Below are 17,552 nucleotides of genomic sequence, written 5' to 3' on the forward strand. Positions count from 1 at the left end.
ATGACCGACATCCGTAAGTCCACCCGCGCCTTCACCGGCTGGCACATGACGGCGATTCTTGTCGCCTTCTTCGCCGTGATCGTGGCCGTCAACATGCTGATGGCGACCATCGCCGTACGGTCGTTCGGCGGCAGGGTAGTCGAAAACAGCTATGTGGCCAGCCAGAAGTTCAACGGATGGCTGGCGCAGGCGAAGGCTCAGGAAAGGCTGGGTTGGCGCGACGAGGTGACGCTGAACCCGGCGCGCCACGTACAGATGAAGCTGAATGTCACGGGCGCAGAAATGACGGCGCTGGCGCAGCATCCGCTGGGTCGCGCGTCGGACATATCCCTGCATCTGCATGAAGCAGAGCCGGGTCTTTACGTTAGTGACCGCCCCTTGCCGGTCGGTAGATGGCAAGTGCGCTTCGACATCCGCCATAACGGTGGCGAGGAACATCTGCTGCGGGAGGTGAAGTGATGGCCAGCCAACCGCAGCCTTTTGCAGAAACATCTGTCGAGGCGAAGGAAAGCCTGTTCGCCGTGCCGGGGATCCACTGCGCCGGTTGCCTGTCCAAAATCGAAAATGGGCTGCTGCTGACCCCCGGCATCCTGACGGCGCGCGTCAATATGGGGGCGAAGCGGGTCGCGGTCCGCCATGATCCCGCACTCATGCCGCCAGACCTGAAGGCGGCCATCCTGGCGCTTGGCTTTGAGGCGGAGCCGCTGGCCGATCCGGGCCTGGACCTTGTAGCGGCTGAGAACCGCGCGCTGGTCCGCGCGCTGGCGGTCGCGGGCTTTGCCGCGATGAACATCATGCTGCTGTCAGTGTCCATCTGGTCAGGCGCCGATGGGGCGACGCGGACGATGTTCCACTGGCTGTCCGCGATGATCGCGCTGCCTACGGTCGCCTATGCAGGCCAGCCTTTTTTCCGTTCAGCCTGGTCGGCGCTGCGGCGGAAGCGGACGAACATGGATGTGCCAATCAGCATAGGCGTGCTGCTGACGACGGCGATGAGCCTGTTCGAAACGATTACCGGCGGCGAGCATGCCTGGTTCGATGGGGCGGTAATGCTGCTCTTCTTCCTGCTGGCCGGACGATGCCTGGACGGGATGATGCGGTCGCGCGCGCGCGCTGGCGTTGCGGCCCTGCTCAAACAGACAGCGCCCGGTGCCATGGTGCTCGATGGAAAGGGACACAGCCAATGGACCGCCGCCCTGCGTCCGGGCATGAGGATGCTGGTCGCGGCTGGCGAAAGGTTGGCGGCCGACGGTCGCGTGGTTGATGGCGAAAGCCGAGTCGACCTTGCCTTCCTGACGGGCGAGAGCGCGCCCTTGCGCGTTCATGCCGGGGATATGGTGCAGGCCGGGTCGATGAATGTGGAAGGTCCGCTCACGGTGGAGGTGACCGCGGCTGGCGCCGACACGGTGATCGCCGACATCGCCCGTCTGATGGAAGAGGCAGGGCAGGGCAGGTCGCGCTATGTTCGTCTCGCAGACCGGGCGGCGCGCTATTATGCGCCTGCCGTCCATCTGCTCGCCGCGCTGTCGTTCGCGGGATGGCTGATTGCGGGTGCGGGCGTGCATCAGGCCCTGCTGATCGCGGTTGCGGTGCTGCTCATCACCTGTCCCTGCGCGCTTGGCCTCGCCGTCCCGGCGGCTCAGATCGTTGCTTGTGGCGCGCTGATGCGGCGGGGCGTGCTGGTGAAGGACGGGTCCGCGCTGGAACGGCTCGCCGAAGTCAGCGAGGCCGTGTTCGACAAGACGGGCACGCTGACGCTCGGTCGACCGATGCCGCAGAATCTTGATCGCCTAACGGCCGAAGACAAAGCCATCCTTCTGGCGCTGGCACGAGGATCGCGCCATCCGCTTAGCATGGCCCTGCGGCAGGCGCTGGAAACGGACGGCGTGGTTCCCGCTGTCCTTGGCCCTGTCCGCGAAGTCGCGGGACAAGGCGTTTTTGCTGAATATAGGGGCATGCCGGTTGCGCTGGCCCGGCCCCACAATGTGGTCAGCCTGGCCGGGCTGGCCAGCGAGTATCGGCGCGGCGATCAGGCGCTGCTGTTGTCCTTCACCGACGCGCTGCGGCCCGATGCCGTCGAGACGCTGGATGCGCTGCGCGGGCTGGGCGTCAAGACGCTGATCGCCAGCGGCGACCGGCCAGAGGCGCTGGAGGGCATCGCCCGCGCAACCCGGACCACCGCCATCGGCCATATGCGCCCCGCCGACAAGCTGGCCCTGATCGACAGGCTTCGGGGGCAGGGGGAGAGGGTGTTGATGGTTGGCGACGGGTTGAATGACGGCCCAGCGCTAGCCGCCGGGCATGCCAGCATGGCGCCTGCATCGGCCAGCGACGCGAGCCAGTTGACGGCGGACGCGGTATTTTTGGGCGACCGTCTGACGCCGGTTGCGGTGGCCGTGCGTACCGCGCGAAGGACGATTGCGGTCGTGAAGCAGAATTTCGCGCTCGCCATCGGCTATAATGTGCTTGCTGTCCCGCTTGCCATCGCGGGACAGGTCACGCCTTTGGTCGCCGCAATCGCCATGTCGACATCCTCGCTGATCGTCATCGCCAACGCCTTGCGTCTTAAAGGAGCTGCGAAGTGACCGGTCTCGGCCTGCTCATCCCGATTGCACTGTTCCTCGGCCTGCTGGGCCTTGCCGCTTTCTTCTGGGCGCTGCGCGACGGGCAGTTCGACGACACCGATGGTGCGGCGATGCGCATATTGATCGACGAGGACTGAGGGCGATCGCGAGCACAAGAAAGGGGCCCGGTCCAATCGGATCGGGCCCTTTTCTTTTATTCCGGGACGATCAGGAAATAACCATCGCCGTGGGATCGGGATTGCGGGTCCAGTTCCAATAGTCGGCCAGCTTGAACGGGCAGGACACATAGTTGCGGCCCTTGCTGTTCAGATAATAGCTCTTGGCCTTGGGGTGGGACCAGATCATCTGCTTCATCTGCTCCTCGACCTTCGCATTCCAATCGAGATAGGCTTGTTCGGTCGGTTCGATCGCCTTGCCGCCTGCCGCGACGATCTGATCCAGCGCCTCGATGATGTAGTGAATTTGGCTCTCCAGCACCATGTTGACGCCTGCAGCATGATTGGGCGCGCTGTTGGGGCCCAGCGTCATGAAGAAGTTGGGATAGTTGGGAGCCATGACGCCCAGATAGGCGCGCGCTTCATCCTTGCCCCAGGCCGCCGCCAGATCGCTGCCGCCACGGCCGTATACCTTGAGCGGGCCCAGGGCGGGCGCCAGTTCAAAGCCGGTGGCGAGGGCGATCACATCGACCTCGTACCGCTTGCCGCTCTTGGTGACGATCGCATGTTCCTCGATATGATCGATCGTGTCGGTTTCCAATGTGACATTGGGCTTCACTAGCGTGTCGAGCCAGCCGCCATCGGCGTCCAGCACGATCCGCTTGCCGAAAATCGGATAGTCGGGGACGATCTTTTCAATAAGGTCAGGGCGCGCTGCCAGTTTCTGATGAATATATTGCAGGGCATAGGTGCGCGCTGCGTCATTCTGCGCCGAAATGGAAACGTCCTTGTTCGGCCAGTCCGCATCGACCTTCACGTTGCCATAGAGTCCGTCGCCCGTGAACCAGTAGACGCGAAATCGGAACCATTCCTTGTAGTGCGGGATGTTGCGCAGCGCGAAGTGAATATTCTCGTTGACCGGCACGGCTATGTCCGGGTTGTTGAGCACCCAATGCTTTGACCGCTGGAAGATGACCAGGCTCTCCACCTTGTTCGAAATGGCGGGGGCAAGCTGCGCCGCGCTGGCGCCCGTGCCGATCACAGCAATCCGCTTGCCGGTCAGGTCCATGTCCGCATCCCACCCTGCGGTGTGCATCTTGGGGCCCTTGAAGCTGTCGATTCCGGGGATATTGGGGAAGGACCAGCGGTTGAGCACGCCATGGGCGAGCAGCACGGCGTTGGCTACTTCCACCCGCTCCGCACCCGTTTTCACGTCGCGCAGGGTGACATGCCAATTGCTGTCCGCATCGCTCCACCGCGCGGCGACGACCATCGTCTGGAACTGGACATGGTCGCGAATGCCATATTTGTCCGCGACGCCGGTCAGATAGCTGTGAATTTCCGGCCCCTTGGGATGATAGCTGCTCCAGTCCGGGTTCAGCTCAAAGGAATAGGAATAGAAGTGGCTCGGCGTATCCACGCCCACGCCGGGATAGCGGTTCTCGTACCATGTGCCGCCAAGATCCGAATTTTTTTCGATGATCGTATAGTCATATCCTGCTTCAGCCAGCTTGATGCCTGCGGCAATGCCGGTCATGCCGCCGCCGATCACCAGCACGCGGAAACCGGCTGGCGGATGGATGCGGCCGGGCAATTCCTTGCGCGGCACGGGCCGTTCGAACCCCATTTGATCGTACAGGACGGGCATGATCGCGGGATCAATGTCCTCGCCGACGCTGACCCCCATCATCCTGCGGAGCAGGTCGGGATCAATGGGCCGTTCTACGGGCGGGATGGGATCGGTAAGCAGCGCGAACAAACGATCGCGTAATCCCTGCGCCATCTCCTCGGGCACATTGGACGGTGCTTCTGCTGCATATATGCCGGTCAGATAGGGTGCGAAACTGTCGAGATAGGCTTGGTCCTGGACATAGCCAGTATAGACCATCAGCAAAGTAGGCAGGTTCGCGTCGTCAAGCGCGCGGCGAAGGGCTTCCTCGTCCGCGATGGGCAAGGTGGCGGTGGTTGCAGCTTTTGGCTGGGCGTGCGCGTTCATCTTTCTTCCTCTCACGGCAGCAAGCGACGGCGCCGATGCTCGTTCGCTCATAAAGTGAGTATATACTTACTTATGGCGCGCGAATTGACGCCGATCAAAATCCAGCAGGAACGAAAAAGGGCGGAGCATCGCGATCGGATGCTCCGCCATCGTCTTCCCGAGGGCAGGGGAGAGGTTCAGGCTGCGGCGACAGACTTGCCTGCGCGCAAATCCAGCGTCGTGTGAATACCATTGGCCCGTGCCTGAAGCTCAGGCGCGCGGGCACGCGGGTTATAGAATTGCCGATACCACAGCCTTTCCTTGTGGAACGGTCCGTCATCGGGGATCTGGAGGATGTGGATCGCGGGTTCCTTATATTTCCAAAGTTCAAAATCCTGAGAGAAGGCGGCCAGACCCGCTTCATGATAGGCGCGCGCGGTGGCGCGTTCCTCCTCTGTCGGCTCGCCATTGGCTGCCGTCCGGGACATGACCGCGAACCACACGCGCACTTCGCCATCCTCCACTGGCGTATTGCAGATCATCATGAGGGAAGGATGCTTGCCCTCCATGCGGGACAACAGGATGCCCGGTCCCGTGTACCAGGTGTCCGTTTCCAGCAGCCCGTCGGTATCGACCAGCGTGCGATGCCCCGACCCAAAGCGCTGGCGCATCACATGCCCGTCAAATTCATTCTCGAAATAGGCATTGCCCGCCGACCCATGGACCGGCGCGAAATGCGCATAATCGGTCATGTTGTCCAGGATCTCCTGCGGATGGATAGGCAAGGTGCCAAGCGGGTCCACCTGCCATCGGACCCATCCTTCCCCTGTCCGGTCCCATTCGGCGAAATCGGGCAGGTCATAGTCGGGGTCGCCCCCTTCCATGTCATGCCACATCCAGATGCAGCCGGCTTTTTCCACGACCTTGTGCGACTTGATGCACGCCGCCTTGGGGATGCTGCGCGTCGAATAGGGGATGTCGTCGCACTGTCCCTCGGGCGTGAAGCGCCAGCCATGGGCGGGGCAGCGGATGGAATCCCCCTCCACCTGATTGCCGTCGCGCACGACATAGGACGTGCTGTTGCGGGCGATGTTGACGCGCATGTGCGGGCAATAGGCGTTCATCAGCACCACGCGCCCGCTCTTGCCGCGATAGAGCGCCATGTCCTGCCCGAAGAAACGGACCGGCTGCGGCTGCTGTGTCACCTCCTCGGCGATGGCGACCATGAACCAGCCACGCGGAAAGGTCAGTTCGCCCAGGCCATATTCGGCTGTCTTCGCCATGCTGTCCTCCCGTCCGCTCAGATGAAGCTGTCGCCATTCGGCGCGCCCAGCAGGACGCCGCCGAAGTTGCGGCCGACGACGCCCGGATTATTGGCAACATGCGCGCGCCCGGCATGAATGTCGCAAAAGGCTCGGGCGATCGGATTGCCGCGATAAATGGCTTCCGCGCCGCTGGCCGCGAAGATACGGGCGATCAGCGCGCAGCAGCGGCCGGAAATCTGCGCCGACTGGAACCGATAGTGCAGCCGGGTTTCAAGGTCCGCTTGCTCGCCCGCGCGCGCCTTTTCAGTGAGGTGCGCGAAGTTGCGGAACAGGATGGTTTTCATCTCGTCAATCGCCACGCGGGTTTCGGCGATCACCATCTGCACATCGGGATCGGCCGATGCGCTCGCCCCGCTATTGGCGCTCCTGCGCTTCGCGCCCTTTTCGATGAAGCAGTCGAGCGCACCCTGAAGCGCTCCGATGGACGAAGAGGATACGGCGCGGACAAAGACTTGTCCGAACGGCAGCTTGTAGAGTGGGCCGGGGTTGACCTTCGCGCCGGGGTTGGTGGAGGCAAAGCCGTCCTTCGACCGATGGGTGCGGTAGGCGGGAACATAGGCGTCCTCCACCGTCACGTCATGGCTGCCCGTCCCGCCAAGTCCGATCGTGTTCCAGATCGGCAGCACCTTGAAGTCGCCTCGGGGGACAAGGAAGGTCCAGAAGTCCGGTTCGCCCGTCTCCGGATCGTTGACCAGGCCGCCTAGGAATGCCCAGTCGCAATGATCGACGCCGCTGGAAAAGCCCCAGCGCCCGCTGATGCGATAGCCGCCCTCGACCGGGGTCACCTGCGCGCGCGGCATGTAGGAGGAGGAGATGAGCGTGGCGTTGTCCTTGCCCCATACATCCTCCTGCGCCTTGGCGTCGAACAGGGCGAGCTGCCAGTTATGCACGGCGACCACGCCCAGCACCCAGGCGGATGACATGCACCCTTCGGCCAGCTTCATCTGCACCGCGTAGAATGTTTCGATGTCCATCTCATAGCCGCCATGGCGGCGGGGTTGGAGGATCTTGAAGAAGCCTGCCTCCTGAAAGTCGCGAATGGTCTCGTCCGGCACCTTGTTGCCCGCTTCGCAGGCGTCGGCCCGTTCGCGCAGCACCGGCACGAGCGCCGCCGCCCGATCGACGAGATCGGCCATGGCGGGCGCGGTGGTCGCATTGGCAAGCGTCATATTCCTTCTCCTTATGATCAGGCCGCGTCGGCCAGTTTCGCCTGTTCATCCGCGCCGAAGCCGACACTGAAGTCATGGCCCCACAGGCTGGCCGATGTGCTTTCGAAAACGGTGTGACGGTCCCAATCCACGACCCTGCCGCCGCAGCCATATTCCAGCGCAAAGCCGCCGGGCGTTTCGACATAGAAGCTGATCATGTGATCATTGGTATGGCGGCCCAGCGTCGCCATCAGCCGTGCGCCGGATGCCAGCATGCGGTCATAGGCATGGCCCACCTCATCGATGGTGGCGACCTCCACCATCAGGTGCACGCAGCCCGATGGCGCCTCGCCCTCGAACAGCGCCAAGCTGTGATGGCGGCCATTGGCGCAATGCATGAAGTCGATCCGCATTTCCGGTCCGTCTGTCCCCGCCGGGCGATGGACCATGAAGTCCGAAAGACCCAGGCCAAGCGCGTCAGTCAAAAAGGCGCGGGTCGCCGCGATGTCCGGCGCGGGAAGGACAACATGGCCATATCCCAGATCGCCGGTCACGAACCGCGTGCCATGGGGCGAGCAGAAAGGGATGAAGCTGCTTACATAGCCGTAGGATAGTTCGTGGCGGTTGCCCGAAGGATCTCGAAACCAGACCATGTCGGTGACATGGCGCAGGGCGCGCTCCGCGTTGGTCGCGGCGGTGAAGGCGATGCCGCGCGCCTTCAGTCGGGTGAGGGCGGTGGCAAATTGTTGCTCGTTGCGGACTTCCCAACCGCTGGCGAAATAGCCGTCCCGATCCCCTTCAACGATGAACAGCCGCCCGGCCCGCTCGTCGATGCGCAGGGCAAGGCCGCCTGGCGCTGCGTGGACGGAAAAGCCGGCGACATCTTTCGCGAAGCGCGCCCACTGGTCGGGCTCGCGAGAGGTGATCACGCTGTAGGCAAGGGCCGCGACTTCCATGCAATCCTCCACTGTTTGCCGCGCCATGATGCCGCGAGTGTGAAGGAGTGGAATTGACCGACGTCAAAATAGACAAATTTGCGCTGGACGATGCCAGCCCAATCTGGCGGATGGCCTATATACTCGCGGCAATGGCCGTGAAATGCGTAGGCATGGAAAGACATGAATACGCATGATCCTCCGGCGAGGCATCGAGTTTGACATGCGTCAATGCAGCCGCGGCGCTGTGCATGGTTGTGCTCATCAAAACCATCGTCCGCATCAGGGGAGAGGGAAACGCCATGAACATCCGATCGATCGAACGAGCAGAGGTTGCACAGACGATCAGTCACGTGAACCTTCACTATCCCTGCGCATCGGATGGTCCGGCGGCCGCGCTGCTGCTGGAAACCGCGGGGCTTGTGCGGACACAGGAAATGGAGCTGCCGCAGGGCGGAACATTTTATCGTTTCTCAACCAATGCCCGGGCACCCGATCGGGCCGACAATATCGTTTATCTCAGTCCTTTGCCGCAGGCGACCGCAGAGCTGTTCGCCGCGCGAGAGGCTGGGGGTAGGTAGGCGCGATGAGCATCCGGCGGTCGGTGCTTATCAGGCAGCACAGGCGGCCGACCCGGAATTTAATTTCCACGTCGGCTTTCTCGTCGATTCACTGGATTTTCTGGAAGAGCGGTTCCTGGCGTTGCAAGCACTGGAGGCGAACGATCCGCGCTTTGCCGGACGGCTGCAATTCCTGGTCAATCGCGCATTGCCGGGGGATGCGGACATCGACGCGCGCCTGGACGCTTCACCGGTTTATCGCGACATTACCCGCTACACCTATGGTCGTAACGGCGTACAGGCCTTTTGCGCGACGGACCTGATCGTCGATGGCCCGCTGGGTGAGGGACTGGTGTTCGAATTCGATTATGTATTTCCCGGCCATGCCGAACATATCATGTCGATTTCCGAATATACGCGCTAGGCCCGGTTGCGATCTGCCCTGCGGGGTGGATCAGGCCGTTGCCGCGCAAGACGACCAGATGCGGCGCCGGGCGGCCGTTTCCCGATCCTCCCGGCGAAGCGCGTCGATGATCTTGTCACAGGCACGGGCATGCGCTTCGTGGGCGCTTCGTTTCTCGGAACAGGCAGCGCGGAGCGCATTGTCCAGGGCCTTCCTCCGGGTAACTTTCAAAGTCTCAATCGGGGTCATATTATCTGCGCCCATAAGGCGGGGGCTGGCGCGCCAGGTGAGAGGGGGATCGTTTCACATCGCCAGCGATCAGCTTGGACTTCATCAACACGCGCAGGGTGTCGGCATCCCTCGGGTCAAGCATCACTGCCCGCGATCCACCCGAAAGGAGCGGCTCGATAGTGGACACGCGCAAAGCATGCTTTTTGCACAATTCCTCGATTGTGGCGGGTATTTCGAGAATGTGGACGGCGCGGCTCATGCGGATTTCTCCAATGCCATGAAGGGGGTGCAACCGAATGGCGCGGAACCATCGGCCCGTTGCGAACGATATGGCAACCGGTGGTCGCGAATGCGGCGGGCATAGCCTTGGGCGAGGCCGTGATGGGCGGTCCGCGCCGCTGGGCATGAAGCAAAATCCGCGCGCAGAATTTCTTCCTGCTCGCGACGCAAAAGATAGTTCAGATCTTCCAATGAAATGCTCCCTCGATATTTCAAACGGGAGCACGATTGTCTCTCAGTTACGCCTATACTCTAGAGAGTTCGGCCTAATAAACCGGACATAGCAGTATGTATCTTATTTGTCGCGCATTTAAATTATATTCATAGCTGCTGCCTTGTTGCCGATCGTCCTGGCATCAAAAAAGGGCCTCCTCCTCAATCAAGAGAAGGAGACCCTGCAATCCGATCCGGCAGCCTTGTTTCTCAGGCGCGCATCAACGACCCGCCGTTGACGTCGATGATCGAACCATTGATCCAACGGCCATCAGCAGAAAGGAGCATGGCGACCACCCCGGCATGATCCTCGGATTCACCCAGACGGGTGTGCGGCGTGCGCGACATGAAATAGGACGCCCACTTGTTGGCTTCCTCGGCATTGGCTTCCATCTGCGTCTTCATTTCGCCGGTCACGGTGAAACCGGGCGCCAGGACGTTGGCGGTCAGCCCTTCCTTGCCCCAGCGCGATGCCACGTGACGCATGAGGGCGTTCACGCCCGCCTTGGTCATTGCATAGGAGGGGCGGGTGGGCTCGGCGCCGTGGGCAGAACCGGAGCTGGTGTAGACAATAGCCGATTCCTTGTTCTTCAGCAGATGCGGCAGCACCGCCCGAGTGCACAGCAGGTGCCCGCGCAGGTTAACGGCCACCGTACGGTCGAACACGGCAAGGTCCAGCGCAAGGGCGTCGGAATCCTCCATGATAACGCGTAGATCGGCAGCGTTGATGTGCGCTCCGTCCAGGCCGCCCAACCGCTCGACGGCGGCCTCCACCGCGGCGTTGACCGACTGCTCGTCGGAAATATCGACATGCAGCGCGAACGCGCCGTTGCCCGCCGCCTGGGCCGCCGCTTCAGCACCAGCCAGGTTGATGTCGGCGGCGCAGACGCGCGCACCTTCCTCGGCCAGCCGTTTGACGGTCGCAGCGCCAATGCCGGTCGCGCTGCCGAATATGATGATGCGGCGATCTTTCAGTCTGTCATTCATTTTACATTGTCTCCGATAATGCGTGCCGGGGGAGCGGCGGCGTAGGTCGGTCCTCGTGAATCAGGCTCGGCCAAACTGCGCTATCAGCAACCATATGCCGCCTGCAACCAGCAGAAAGATGACAAGCGCCCTCCATCCCGACGCAAATCGCAAATTCGGGCGCTCGCCTGTCCATATCCGCGATCCGCTGATCATCGGGCCAACCAGATTGTCGCGCCGATGAACCAGATAGAAAAGTATCGCCACTATGTGCAGCGCGGTTAGCCCAAGGATGATGTTGAAGAACAAGGCGTGCCATTCGGCCGCCGCGCGCCCGGTGTCGAAATCGACCAGATAGGAAAACGGCCCCGATTCCATGCCGTCTATATCCACCGAAAAGAAACCAAGCCCCACTTGCGCGAGGAGCAGCGCGATCATCGCGATCACGCTCCAGCCGCCTGCCGGATTATGGCCAGCAGAGGGTTTTGCCGCGCGGTTGAACATATGGCCCCGCACATAGCGAAACAGCGTCGCAGGCCCGCCCACAAAAAGGCCGAAGCGGGCGGTGCTGCTGCCCACCATGCCCCAGATCAGGCGAAAGAGCAGCAGCGCGCAGATGCTGTACCCTGCCAGCCGGTGCCAATCGAGCATCCGTTCCTCCGCGCTCCACCACGCAAGGCCCAGCAGGGGCACGAGCGTCCAGTGGAACAGACGGGTCGGAAGATCCCAGATACGCAGGCGCGCCGCTTCGCCCACTGGTTCGCCCCTGGTCATTAAATTTCCGCGCGAAAGCGATCGTGACAGCTTTTGCAGGTGTTGCCCAGCGCGGTGCGCGCAGCGCTCAGGCCGGCTGCATTCCCGCTGGTCGCCGCAGCGTTCAGCGCCCGTGCGTGCGTGATCATTTCACCCTGAAGCTTGACGAAAGTGGCATTGTCCTTCCAGATTTCGCTCTTCGCGCGGGTCTTGAGGCCTGACTCCGGCCCGCTGCCCTTGGGGAAAAATTTGGGCATCAGCGCGGCGCGCGCGGCGATGTCGCGCGCCAGGGGGCGGACGCTGTTCATGTCGGGCGCCCCGGACTTGATTTCATCGTTGATGCTCTTGAACGCGCCGCCAATTTCCTTGTAGCTGCCCTGCCGCGACTTGACCGCATCCGTGATCGCTGGCGAGGCCGCATAGGCGGCGTAGCTTGCCATTATTCCAAAACCGGCAATCGCCGACAAATATCGAAATTTCATCTTGCGCTTCGTCCTCTTCATCTTCGTTCAGGTGAGCAGCTCGCTGATCGGCCTCTTGGTATTCATCGCGTCGAGACCCCAACTGTCGATGGGCAGCCCCATCGCCTGTTGCACGGTCAGGCCGACACGGCTGATCGTTTCTCCGTTCCCCTGGATATGCAGGCCCGGTTTGACTTTTCCTCCAGCACGTCCGGCCAGCATCACGGGGATGCCCTGGACGTCGTGGTTCTTGGCATAGGAAACGTCCGAATGGGCAAAAACCAGCATATTGTCGAGCAGGGTGCCGTCGCCTTCCTTCACCGCCGCCAGCGCCGAGATGAAATCCGCCCAGGCTTCCATGTTACGCGTCGCGAAGAAATCGACGGTCGGCTGATAGCCGATGGAACGGTCGATCAGCTCTTCATGGGTGCTTTGGTGATAGCCGGTCGTCTGGCCTGCCTGCCGCAAGTCCGACGCAGCGGTGGAAAAAGTCATGTTGAAAACACGGGTCTGGTTGCAGGCGAGCGCCATCGCCAGCATCTCCGCCATCAGGCGATGATTGTTCTTTCGCCTATCAACGTCGGTGATGTCGCCGGAGACGGCGGGCGCCGCATCCGGCATCACGCATGCCTCGGCGGGCGGCGGTTTCTGGAGCTGTAGCGCCAGCTTTCCTTCCATTTCCCGGATGGACGTGAAATATTGATCCAGCCGCGCCTTGTCCGAAGCCCCCAGGCTTTTTTCCAGCGCCTTGCGTTGGTCGGCTACGCCCGACAATACGCTTCTGCGCACCATGATGCGGGGGTCGGGTTTAAAGTCCGCCTTGTTGGGATCGTTGAAATCCTGGCCGAAAATCTTTCGATAGAATTCGACCGCGCTGGGCGTGGCGGAATTCATGCTGCGGCCGTCCCTGAAGGAATAGCTGGTGCGTGAATTGCCGTCCGCAGACAGTTCGAGCGAGCGGAAAAAGGATCCGCCACCGATGGCGTCTGCGATCAGGACGTCCAGCGTGGGTGCGCGAATACCCAGCCAATCGTCGGTCGGTGCGCCTGTCCTAACGGCCGTGTTGCCCGACAGATGGGGCAGGTTGCCCTTGCCGTCCAACAAGACGTCGAAGCCGGTAAGAACGCTGACATGCTGTCGGACATTGGCGATCGGCGCCAGTTGGGGCGGCAGGTCATAATCGGCGCCGGTCTTTTTCGGCTGCCACCGATCCGGGATCATGCCGCATCCCCAGAACCATGTGCCGAACCTCACCGGCAATCTTCCGCCGCCAAGGGTCGCGGCGAAGGCCGTGCCGTTACCGTTCAGGAAAGCGTCGAGCAATGGCAGGCCGAGCGTGACTGCACCCCCGCCAAGTACGCCCCGCAGCAGGAAACTGCGCCTCGTCGTTCCATTAACCAGCATCAGCCGGACTCCTTCGATCTACGAACAATCGCCGCGCGGCGATCCGGGATCAGGCGCGGCATGGCAAAAAGCGCCGGATCAAGAGCAATGGCGCGCATCAGTGCGGCAAAGCGATAGCCGCCCGACGAAAAGTCCTGGTTCAGTCGCGTGATGCCCGTGCGGTCTGCTTCCGTCGGGCTGCGCCCATGGGCATAACGCCAGGCGGACTGTACCAGACAGCTACTGACGCGTGAACTGTCATGGAACAACCGGCCAAGAGCGGCAGCGCCATCGAAAGCCTGTTTCTCGAAATCGCCGGTGACGTCGATTTTCTCGTCATGTTCGAATGTGCGAAACTGGCCGGCGCCATTGAATTGTTCCAGCCCCAGACCAAGCGGATCGGTTCGCCGGTGGCAACTTGCACATTCTTCATCGTCAAGATGCGCCTGTAGCCGCGCCCTTGTCGTCTTGAGCGTTGGATTATCGACATTCTGAACGACCGCGAAATTGACATTGGCGGGCGGGGCCGGGATCTTCTCGCACAGGAATATCTCGCTCAACGCCACGCCCCTCAGCGTCGGTGACGTCCGGCCGGGGTGAGAATGCTGCGCCAACAGGCTGGCATGGGTAAGGATACCGGTGCGGGGGTCACCTTGGGGGAATTCGTGAATGTACCAGTCAGCTTTCGCCACGGGTATGTCGTAGATCGGCCCCAGGGCGCGGTTCATGGCGATGGCGCGCGTCGTGAACAGGCCCCGATAGTCACCCTGCTTATCGACAAGGTGCCAACTGATCGTGCGAAGCGTCTGCTCGCGCAACGCCGTCGCGACCGCCTGAGAAAAGGCAGGATAAATCAGAGAATCTTTCGCTAATTCATCCATGGAATCCAGGCGAAGATAGTCGATGAAGAAGGCGCGCACGCCCTGTTCGAACCGGGGTGATGCGATCATCCGGTCCACTACCCTGCCAAGTCCTGCGTGCGTATCCAGCGCGCCGTTCGCCGCGTCATTGAGCAGCGCCTGATCGGGCGCGGTATTCCATAGCAGGAAGGAAAGGCGGCTGGCCTTCGACCATGCGTCCACATTTCGACGCGACGCGCCGGGGCGATCCACGCGGAACAGGAATTCCGGGTTCGTCAGCATGCCCGAAAGCGTTGCGGCCAGACCGGCGTGAAAATTGCCAAGCACTGCGGCCGCCGATACCACCTCATCTGCGAGCGCGGCGATCTCGGCTGGGGCCACCGGTCGACGATAGAGCTGCGGCCCAACACGTTCGACAAACTGCCGGGCACACGCTGCTCCGTCCTTGTCCGCAGGGGCGGGTTCGCATCCGACCAGTTTGCCGCGATGCTCCGCATCCGTAACCTGCGCGGCTATATTGCGGGCCATCGTTTCATATTGTTCCAGCCCGGCGGCTGTGATCGACACGGCGGTGGAGCCTACCGCCTGCAGGCCGTCGATCCGCAGATCAGGTTCGAATCGCCCCACCACCTTGATATCGGGTCCGAAAATGTCCGCGATCACGGCGCGATACTGGCTTTCGGTCAGCCGCCGTATCTGGCTTGGCTCTGTATTCGCCTGCGTTTCGTCAGCGCGTGCGCCGCTGAACGCGATGCTGAAGCCCAGTGTCAAGCAGGCGCCTGCGAGCGCGAGGAATGGCAGTCGTCGCATTCTCATTGGCTTGCCCCCGCTTGGGCGACCTGCTGGGGCGCGACTAGAAAAGCTCTCACGCCTACGAAATCATAAGCGGATGAAATCGCACTATATCGGCCCGACTTGGGATCGCGGTAACCGTCGGCAAAGCGGTCAATGGCCAGCCGGACCCCGGGGCAGGACACGCGCGAAAGGTTAGCGCCGTTCTGGGTCATCTGTTCGATGGAATCATAGAAGCTATCCAGCGTGTAATAGCCGTACAGGCTGCCCTCCACCGACCCGTCCGGCGTGAACGTGGCGCGAAGGCGCGCGCCACGGATATGGCGAGGCGCATCGATGATCTGTTCCTTGTAATTCAAAGTCAGATCGATTGGATCGGTCGTCAGCACGCCATTGACGATGCGGCCCGCGACCGTGGCGCGCAGTCGCGGATCGGCGACGGGCGTGAACGTGGCTCTGGCAAGCGTGCTGCCCCGGCCGTCCCGTGCGAGAGGTTCATTCACCGCCTGAATCGTAACGCTGACGTCAGGATCATCCTGCATATTGTCCACGCCCCGCAGTTGGATCACGGTGGGCGCGCGCGCCGACATCATAGTCTTGCGCGCGATCTCCGGCTTGCTGCTTTCGCGGAATGCCGACACGCAACCGATCGCCCGCCACAACCGGTTATCGATGCCTCGGCTGCCATCGGGGCCTGCAAAATCGCCCTTCCCAACCTTGTCGTCCAGGTTGATGCCGGCCGCTACCTTGCCCTCATAGGTTCGGAAGCCCTTGGCCAGCATTGGAAAATCATAGGGATTTGAGCAGGCGCTATAGACCACCTCGCGCTTCTGGAAAGCAAGACGGCCTGCTCCTTTCGGTAGACCGTTGAGCGCGCCGATGGCTGCTGCCTGTGCCTGGGTGGGTTCAGCTTTCGGGTCGAACCCGGGGGGAAGATCACAGATGATGCGTTGTCGCCGCGCAAGTAAAGCCGCCGGAACTTGAAATATTCGTTCATCCTGCGCTCTAGCGCCTGCCGCTTTTCCTTGCCGGCATATTCGGCTTGTTCGGCTGGAGACAACATGGCGTAGAATCGGTCAAGATCGCCAATGTCCATGCTGGGACAGCTGTCCTTTTCGCCGCCCTGCGCCAGATAGAGATTGGTCAAGACGAAGGCATGCACGCCTGCCTCGCCTCCGGTCGGCGCATCGGCGCCCATCAGAAGCACGGCCAAAATGGGCAGGGGTACGATGCCCTTGGCCATCCGATGAGCGGTGGCTCCTTCCTTATGCATAGTCCTCTCGTGCCCTTCTTTGGAAGCCTTGCGCCTGTGATGACGCTTCTGGTCACGCCCCACCACCCCAATTTCGATCACCGAGCGCGGCATTTTCGTGCACAACCTATTCGCAAGCTCAATTTATCTTGATGCGATCTTCCTTTAGGGTGACCGGAAATCTGGGGAGCACGGGATGCATTCAACACATCCAGAACAGGGGCAGTGGCATCTGGCCGAAAGCGTCGCCGAACGTGTGCTGTCCATTTACGGCAATGTCTTCGGATCGGTCGCTCCATTATATCTTGTGCTGGGACGGACCCATCATGAAGGGGATTCCGTGCACGACTTGCCCGTGGCGGATCTTGCGCGGATCACCAGCCGGGCGATCAATGAACTCGCGGCACGAGATGCTCGATTGGCCGGGCACCAGAGCTTGAAGGCGTGCCATTGGCAGGTGATCCTGTACAGCCTGACAGGGGCGCGAACGCTTCGCGAAGCAATCATGCGGTGTTGCGAATGCTTCGAGGCGATCGATTGGCGATGCGGCAAAATGACTCTGCGGACCCGTGGCGATAGTGCGCAACTTCAGCTTCAGGCGACACGATCGTCCGGGTCCACGCCCGCAGCTTGCCTGATCGACCTTTTCGGGGTGATGGAAATGCATGGCCTTCTTGGATGGCTTATCGATCTGCCTATTCCGGTGCGCCATGCCTGGCTCGATCACTCGAGCAATGTGTTCCACGCGCTGGATTTGCCGACATTGCCATTTCCGGTTCGGCTCGACGAAGGTTGGAGCGGCTTTGACTTCAGTGCGGCCTTGCTCGATTATCCCATCGTACGGAACGGAGAAAAGCTGGCCGGTCGGCCGCTGAACAATCTGCTGTTCGTGTCCGGGGCGCACGAGGCGAATGGAGCGCCTGCCGAATTACGTGTGCGAGAGATTGCCATGGCCGCGTTACGAAGCGCCCGGAGACTGCCGCCATTCGGTGAGATCGTCGCTAGCCTGGGTAGCAGCGAGGCCACGGTGCGCCGTCAACTGGCGCGCGAAGGGACAAGCTATCGTCAGGTGCGCGAAAGCTGTCGCCGTGAACTGGCCCTTCATCTGCTACGCAGGACAGGCATGTCGATCGAGGAAATCGCAGGCCGACTGGACTATTGCGATTCAGATGCTTTCCGGCAGGCATTTCGGCTGTGGACCGGCTATTCGCCGACCGCCTATCGTCAGAGTAACGGTCCGGTCGTGAATAATGCAGAACTCGCGGTGTGAACTGGG

At 61.7% G+C, this 17,552-nt stretch carries 19 protein-coding genes; 7 read left to right on the top strand and 12 right to left on the bottom strand.

Going from position 1 to position 17,552, the window contains the following annotated elements; genetic code table 11:
• The 3 genes from B6S01_RS14670 to ccoS are packed head-to-tail and all read left to right on the top strand — an operon-like array spanning position 1 to position 2,722.
• On the top strand, positions 1–459 hold the full coding sequence (locus B6S01_RS14670; RefSeq protein WP_037467320.1) for a FixH family protein: 459 nt from the start codon (positions 1–3) through the stop codon (positions 457–459).
• Positions 459–2,585 carry a heavy metal translocating P-type ATPase gene (locus B6S01_RS14675; protein WP_062793121.1) on the top strand — a complete coding sequence of 709 codons (2,127 nt, stop codon included), beginning with the start codon at positions 459–461 and terminating at the stop codon, positions 2,583–2,585. The genes B6S01_RS14670 and B6S01_RS14675 overlap by 1 nt, the downstream gene beginning before the upstream one ends.
• Complete coding sequence (gene ccoS, locus B6S01_RS14680; RefSeq protein WP_062793119.1) at positions 2,582–2,722, top strand: cbb3-type cytochrome oxidase assembly protein CcoS; 141 nt, start codon at positions 2,582–2,584, stop codon at positions 2,720–2,722. The genes B6S01_RS14675 and ccoS overlap by 4 nt, the downstream gene beginning before the upstream one ends.
• A gap of 70 nt (positions 2,723–2,792) precedes the next feature.
• On the opposite strand, the gene B6S01_RS14685 is transcribed toward ccoS, so the two are convergent.
• The 4 genes from B6S01_RS14685 to B6S01_RS14700 form a co-directional block, all read right to left on the bottom strand.
• Positions 2,793–4,736 carry a flavin-containing monooxygenase gene (locus B6S01_RS14685; RefSeq protein ID WP_062793117.1) on the bottom strand — a complete coding sequence of 648 codons (1,944 nt, stop codon included), beginning with the start codon at positions 4,734–4,736 and terminating at the stop codon, positions 2,793–2,795.
• Positions 4,737–4,912: 176 nt separating this feature from the next.
• On the bottom strand, positions 4,913–5,998 hold the full coding sequence (locus B6S01_RS14690) for a Rieske 2Fe-2S domain-containing protein (protein WP_062793115.1): 1,086 nt from the start codon (positions 5,996–5,998) through the stop codon (positions 4,913–4,915).
• Between the two features lie 17 nt (positions 5,999–6,015).
• Positions 6,016–7,209 carry a flavin-dependent monooxygenase gene (locus B6S01_RS14695; protein WP_062793113.1) on the bottom strand — a complete coding sequence of 398 codons (1,194 nt, stop codon included), beginning with the start codon at positions 7,207–7,209 and terminating at the stop codon, positions 6,016–6,018.
• A gap of 17 nt (positions 7,210–7,226) precedes the next feature.
• A complete protein-coding gene (locus tag B6S01_RS14700; RefSeq protein WP_234810801.1) occupies positions 7,227–8,171 on the bottom strand; it encodes a VOC family protein in 945 nt (314 codons plus the stop codon).
• Positions 8,172–8,197: 26 nt separating this feature from the next.
• Between B6S01_RS14700 and B6S01_RS21925 the strand changes: the two genes are divergently transcribed.
• From B6S01_RS21925 to B6S01_RS14710, 3 genes are all read left to right on the top strand, one after another.
• Positions 8,198–8,320, top strand: coding sequence for a hypothetical protein (locus tag B6S01_RS21925; protein ID WP_272937803.1), 123 nt, complete (start codon positions 8,198–8,200; stop codon positions 8,318–8,320).
• A 54-nt stretch (positions 8,321–8,374) separates the two neighbouring features.
• On the top strand, positions 8,375–8,704 hold the full coding sequence (locus tag B6S01_RS14705) for a hypothetical protein (RefSeq protein ID WP_156479365.1): 330 nt from the start codon (positions 8,375–8,377) through the stop codon (positions 8,702–8,704).
• Between the two features lie 121 nt (positions 8,705–8,825).
• Positions 8,826–9,107, top strand: coding sequence for a hypothetical protein (locus tag B6S01_RS14710; RefSeq protein ID WP_062793107.1), 282 nt, complete (start codon positions 8,826–8,828; stop codon positions 9,105–9,107).
• 229 nt (positions 9,108–9,336) lie between these two features.
• Here the strand turns inward: B6S01_RS14710 and B6S01_RS14720 are convergent, their stop codons facing one another.
• From B6S01_RS14720 to B6S01_RS14760, 8 genes are all read right to left on the bottom strand, one after another.
• On the bottom strand, positions 9,337–9,576 hold the full coding sequence (locus B6S01_RS14720; protein ID WP_062793105.1) for a hypothetical protein: 240 nt from the start codon (positions 9,574–9,576) through the stop codon (positions 9,337–9,339).
• Positions 9,577–10,019: 443 nt separating this feature from the next.
• Complete coding sequence (locus B6S01_RS14730; protein ID WP_062793101.1) at positions 10,020–10,796, bottom strand: SDR family NAD(P)-dependent oxidoreductase; 777 nt, start codon at positions 10,794–10,796, stop codon at positions 10,020–10,022.
• A gap of 60 nt (positions 10,797–10,856) precedes the next feature.
• On the bottom strand, positions 10,857–11,549 hold the full coding sequence (locus B6S01_RS14735; RefSeq protein ID WP_062793099.1) for a cytochrome b/b6 domain-containing protein: 693 nt from the start codon (positions 11,547–11,549) through the stop codon (positions 10,857–10,859).
• On the bottom strand, positions 11,549–11,968 hold the full coding sequence (locus tag B6S01_RS14740) for a c-type cytochrome (RefSeq protein ID WP_157704825.1): 420 nt from the start codon (positions 11,966–11,968) through the stop codon (positions 11,549–11,551). Before B6S01_RS14740 ends, B6S01_RS14735 begins: the two co-directional genes overlap by 1 nt.
• Before the next feature lie 69 nt (positions 11,969–12,037).
• On the bottom strand, positions 12,038–13,393 hold the full coding sequence (locus B6S01_RS14745) for a DUF1552 domain-containing protein (protein ID WP_062793095.1): 1,356 nt from the start codon (positions 13,391–13,393) through the stop codon (positions 12,038–12,040).
• Positions 13,393–15,003, bottom strand: coding sequence for a DUF1592 domain-containing protein (locus B6S01_RS14750; RefSeq protein WP_169802872.1), 1,611 nt, complete (start codon positions 15,001–15,003; stop codon positions 13,393–13,395). Before B6S01_RS14750 ends, B6S01_RS14745 begins: the two co-directional genes overlap by 1 nt.
• 41 nt (positions 15,004–15,044) lie before the next feature.
• Positions 15,045–15,806 carry a hypothetical protein gene (locus B6S01_RS14755; RefSeq protein ID WP_081570474.1) on the bottom strand — a complete coding sequence of 254 codons (762 nt, stop codon included), beginning with the start codon at positions 15,804–15,806 and terminating at the stop codon, positions 15,045–15,047.
• Positions 15,767–16,390: a hypothetical protein gene (locus B6S01_RS14760; protein WP_081570475.1), complete on the bottom strand. Its 624-nt coding sequence runs from the start codon at positions 16,388–16,390 to the stop codon at positions 15,767–15,769. The genes B6S01_RS14755 and B6S01_RS14760 overlap by 40 nt, the downstream gene beginning before the upstream one ends.
• An 82-nt stretch (positions 16,391–16,472) precedes the next feature.
• Here B6S01_RS14760 and B6S01_RS14765 point away from each other — a divergent pair, with 82 nt between their 5' ends.
• Positions 16,473–17,546, top strand: a complete 1,074-nt coding sequence (locus tag B6S01_RS14765) for an AraC family transcriptional regulator (protein WP_062793089.1) — start codon at positions 16,473–16,475, stop codon at positions 17,544–17,546.
• Positions 17,547–17,552 lie beyond the last annotated feature (6 nt).

Origin of the sequence: Sphingobium herbicidovorans (assembly GCF_002080435.1) — a bacterium.
Lineage (GTDB): Bacteria > Pseudomonadota > Alphaproteobacteria > Sphingomonadales > Sphingomonadaceae > Sphingobium > Sphingobium herbicidovorans.

What these genes read in the sequence shown, in the direction of transcription:
- B6S01_RS14670 (WP_037467320.1), top strand. Translation starts at nt 1, where the DNA reads ATGACCGACATCCGTAAGTCCACCCGCGCCTTCACCGGCTGGCACATG.
- B6S01_RS14675 (WP_062793121.1), top strand. Translation starts at nt 459, where the DNA reads ATGGCCAGCCAACCGCAGCCTTTTGCAGAAACATCTGTCGAGGCGAAG.
- B6S01_RS14685 (WP_062793117.1), bottom strand. Translation starts at nt 4,736, where the DNA reads ATGAACGCGCACGCCCAGCCAAAAGCTGCAACCACCGCCACCTTGCCC.
- B6S01_RS14690 (WP_062793115.1), bottom strand. Translation starts at nt 5,998, where the DNA reads ATGGCGAAGACAGCCGAATATGGCCTGGGCGAACTGACCTTTCCGCGT.
- B6S01_RS14695 (WP_062793113.1), bottom strand. Translation starts at nt 7,209, where the DNA reads ATGACGCTTGCCAATGCGACCACCGCGCCCGCCATGGCCGATCTCGTC.
- B6S01_RS14700 (WP_234810801.1), bottom strand. Translation starts at nt 8,171, where the DNA reads ATGGCGCGGCAAACAGTGGAGGATTGCATGGAAGTCGCGGCCCTTGCC.
- B6S01_RS14705 (WP_156479365.1), top strand. Translation starts at nt 8,375, where the DNA reads ATGGTTGTGCTCATCAAAACCATCGTCCGCATCAGGGGAGAGGGAAAC.
- B6S01_RS14720 (WP_062793105.1), bottom strand. Translation starts at nt 9,576, where the DNA reads ATGAGCCGCGCCGTCCACATTCTCGAAATACCCGCCACAATCGAGGAA.
- B6S01_RS14730 (WP_062793101.1), bottom strand. Translation starts at nt 10,796, where the DNA reads ATGAATGACAGACTGAAAGATCGCCGCATCATCATATTCGGCAGCGCG.
- B6S01_RS14735 (WP_062793099.1), bottom strand. Translation starts at nt 11,549, where the DNA reads ATGACCAGGGGCGAACCAGTGGGCGAAGCGGCGCGCCTGCGTATCTGG.
- B6S01_RS14740 (WP_157704825.1), bottom strand. Translation starts at nt 11,968, where the DNA reads ATGGCAAGCTACGCCGCCTATGCGGCCTCGCCAGCGATCACGGATGCG.
- B6S01_RS14745 (WP_062793095.1), bottom strand. Translation starts at nt 13,393, where the DNA reads ATGCTGGTTAATGGAACGACGAGGCGCAGTTTCCTGCTGCGGGGCGTA.
- B6S01_RS14755 (WP_081570474.1), bottom strand. Translation starts at nt 15,806, where the DNA reads ATGCTGGCCAAGGGCTTCCGAACCTATGAGGGCAAGGTAGCGGCCGGC.
- B6S01_RS14760 (WP_081570475.1), bottom strand. Translation starts at nt 16,390, where the DNA reads ATGCCGCGCTCGGTGATCGAAATTGGGGTGGTGGGGCGTGACCAGAAG.
- B6S01_RS14765 (WP_062793089.1), top strand. Translation starts at nt 16,473, where the DNA reads ATGCATTCAACACATCCAGAACAGGGGCAGTGGCATCTGGCCGAAAGC.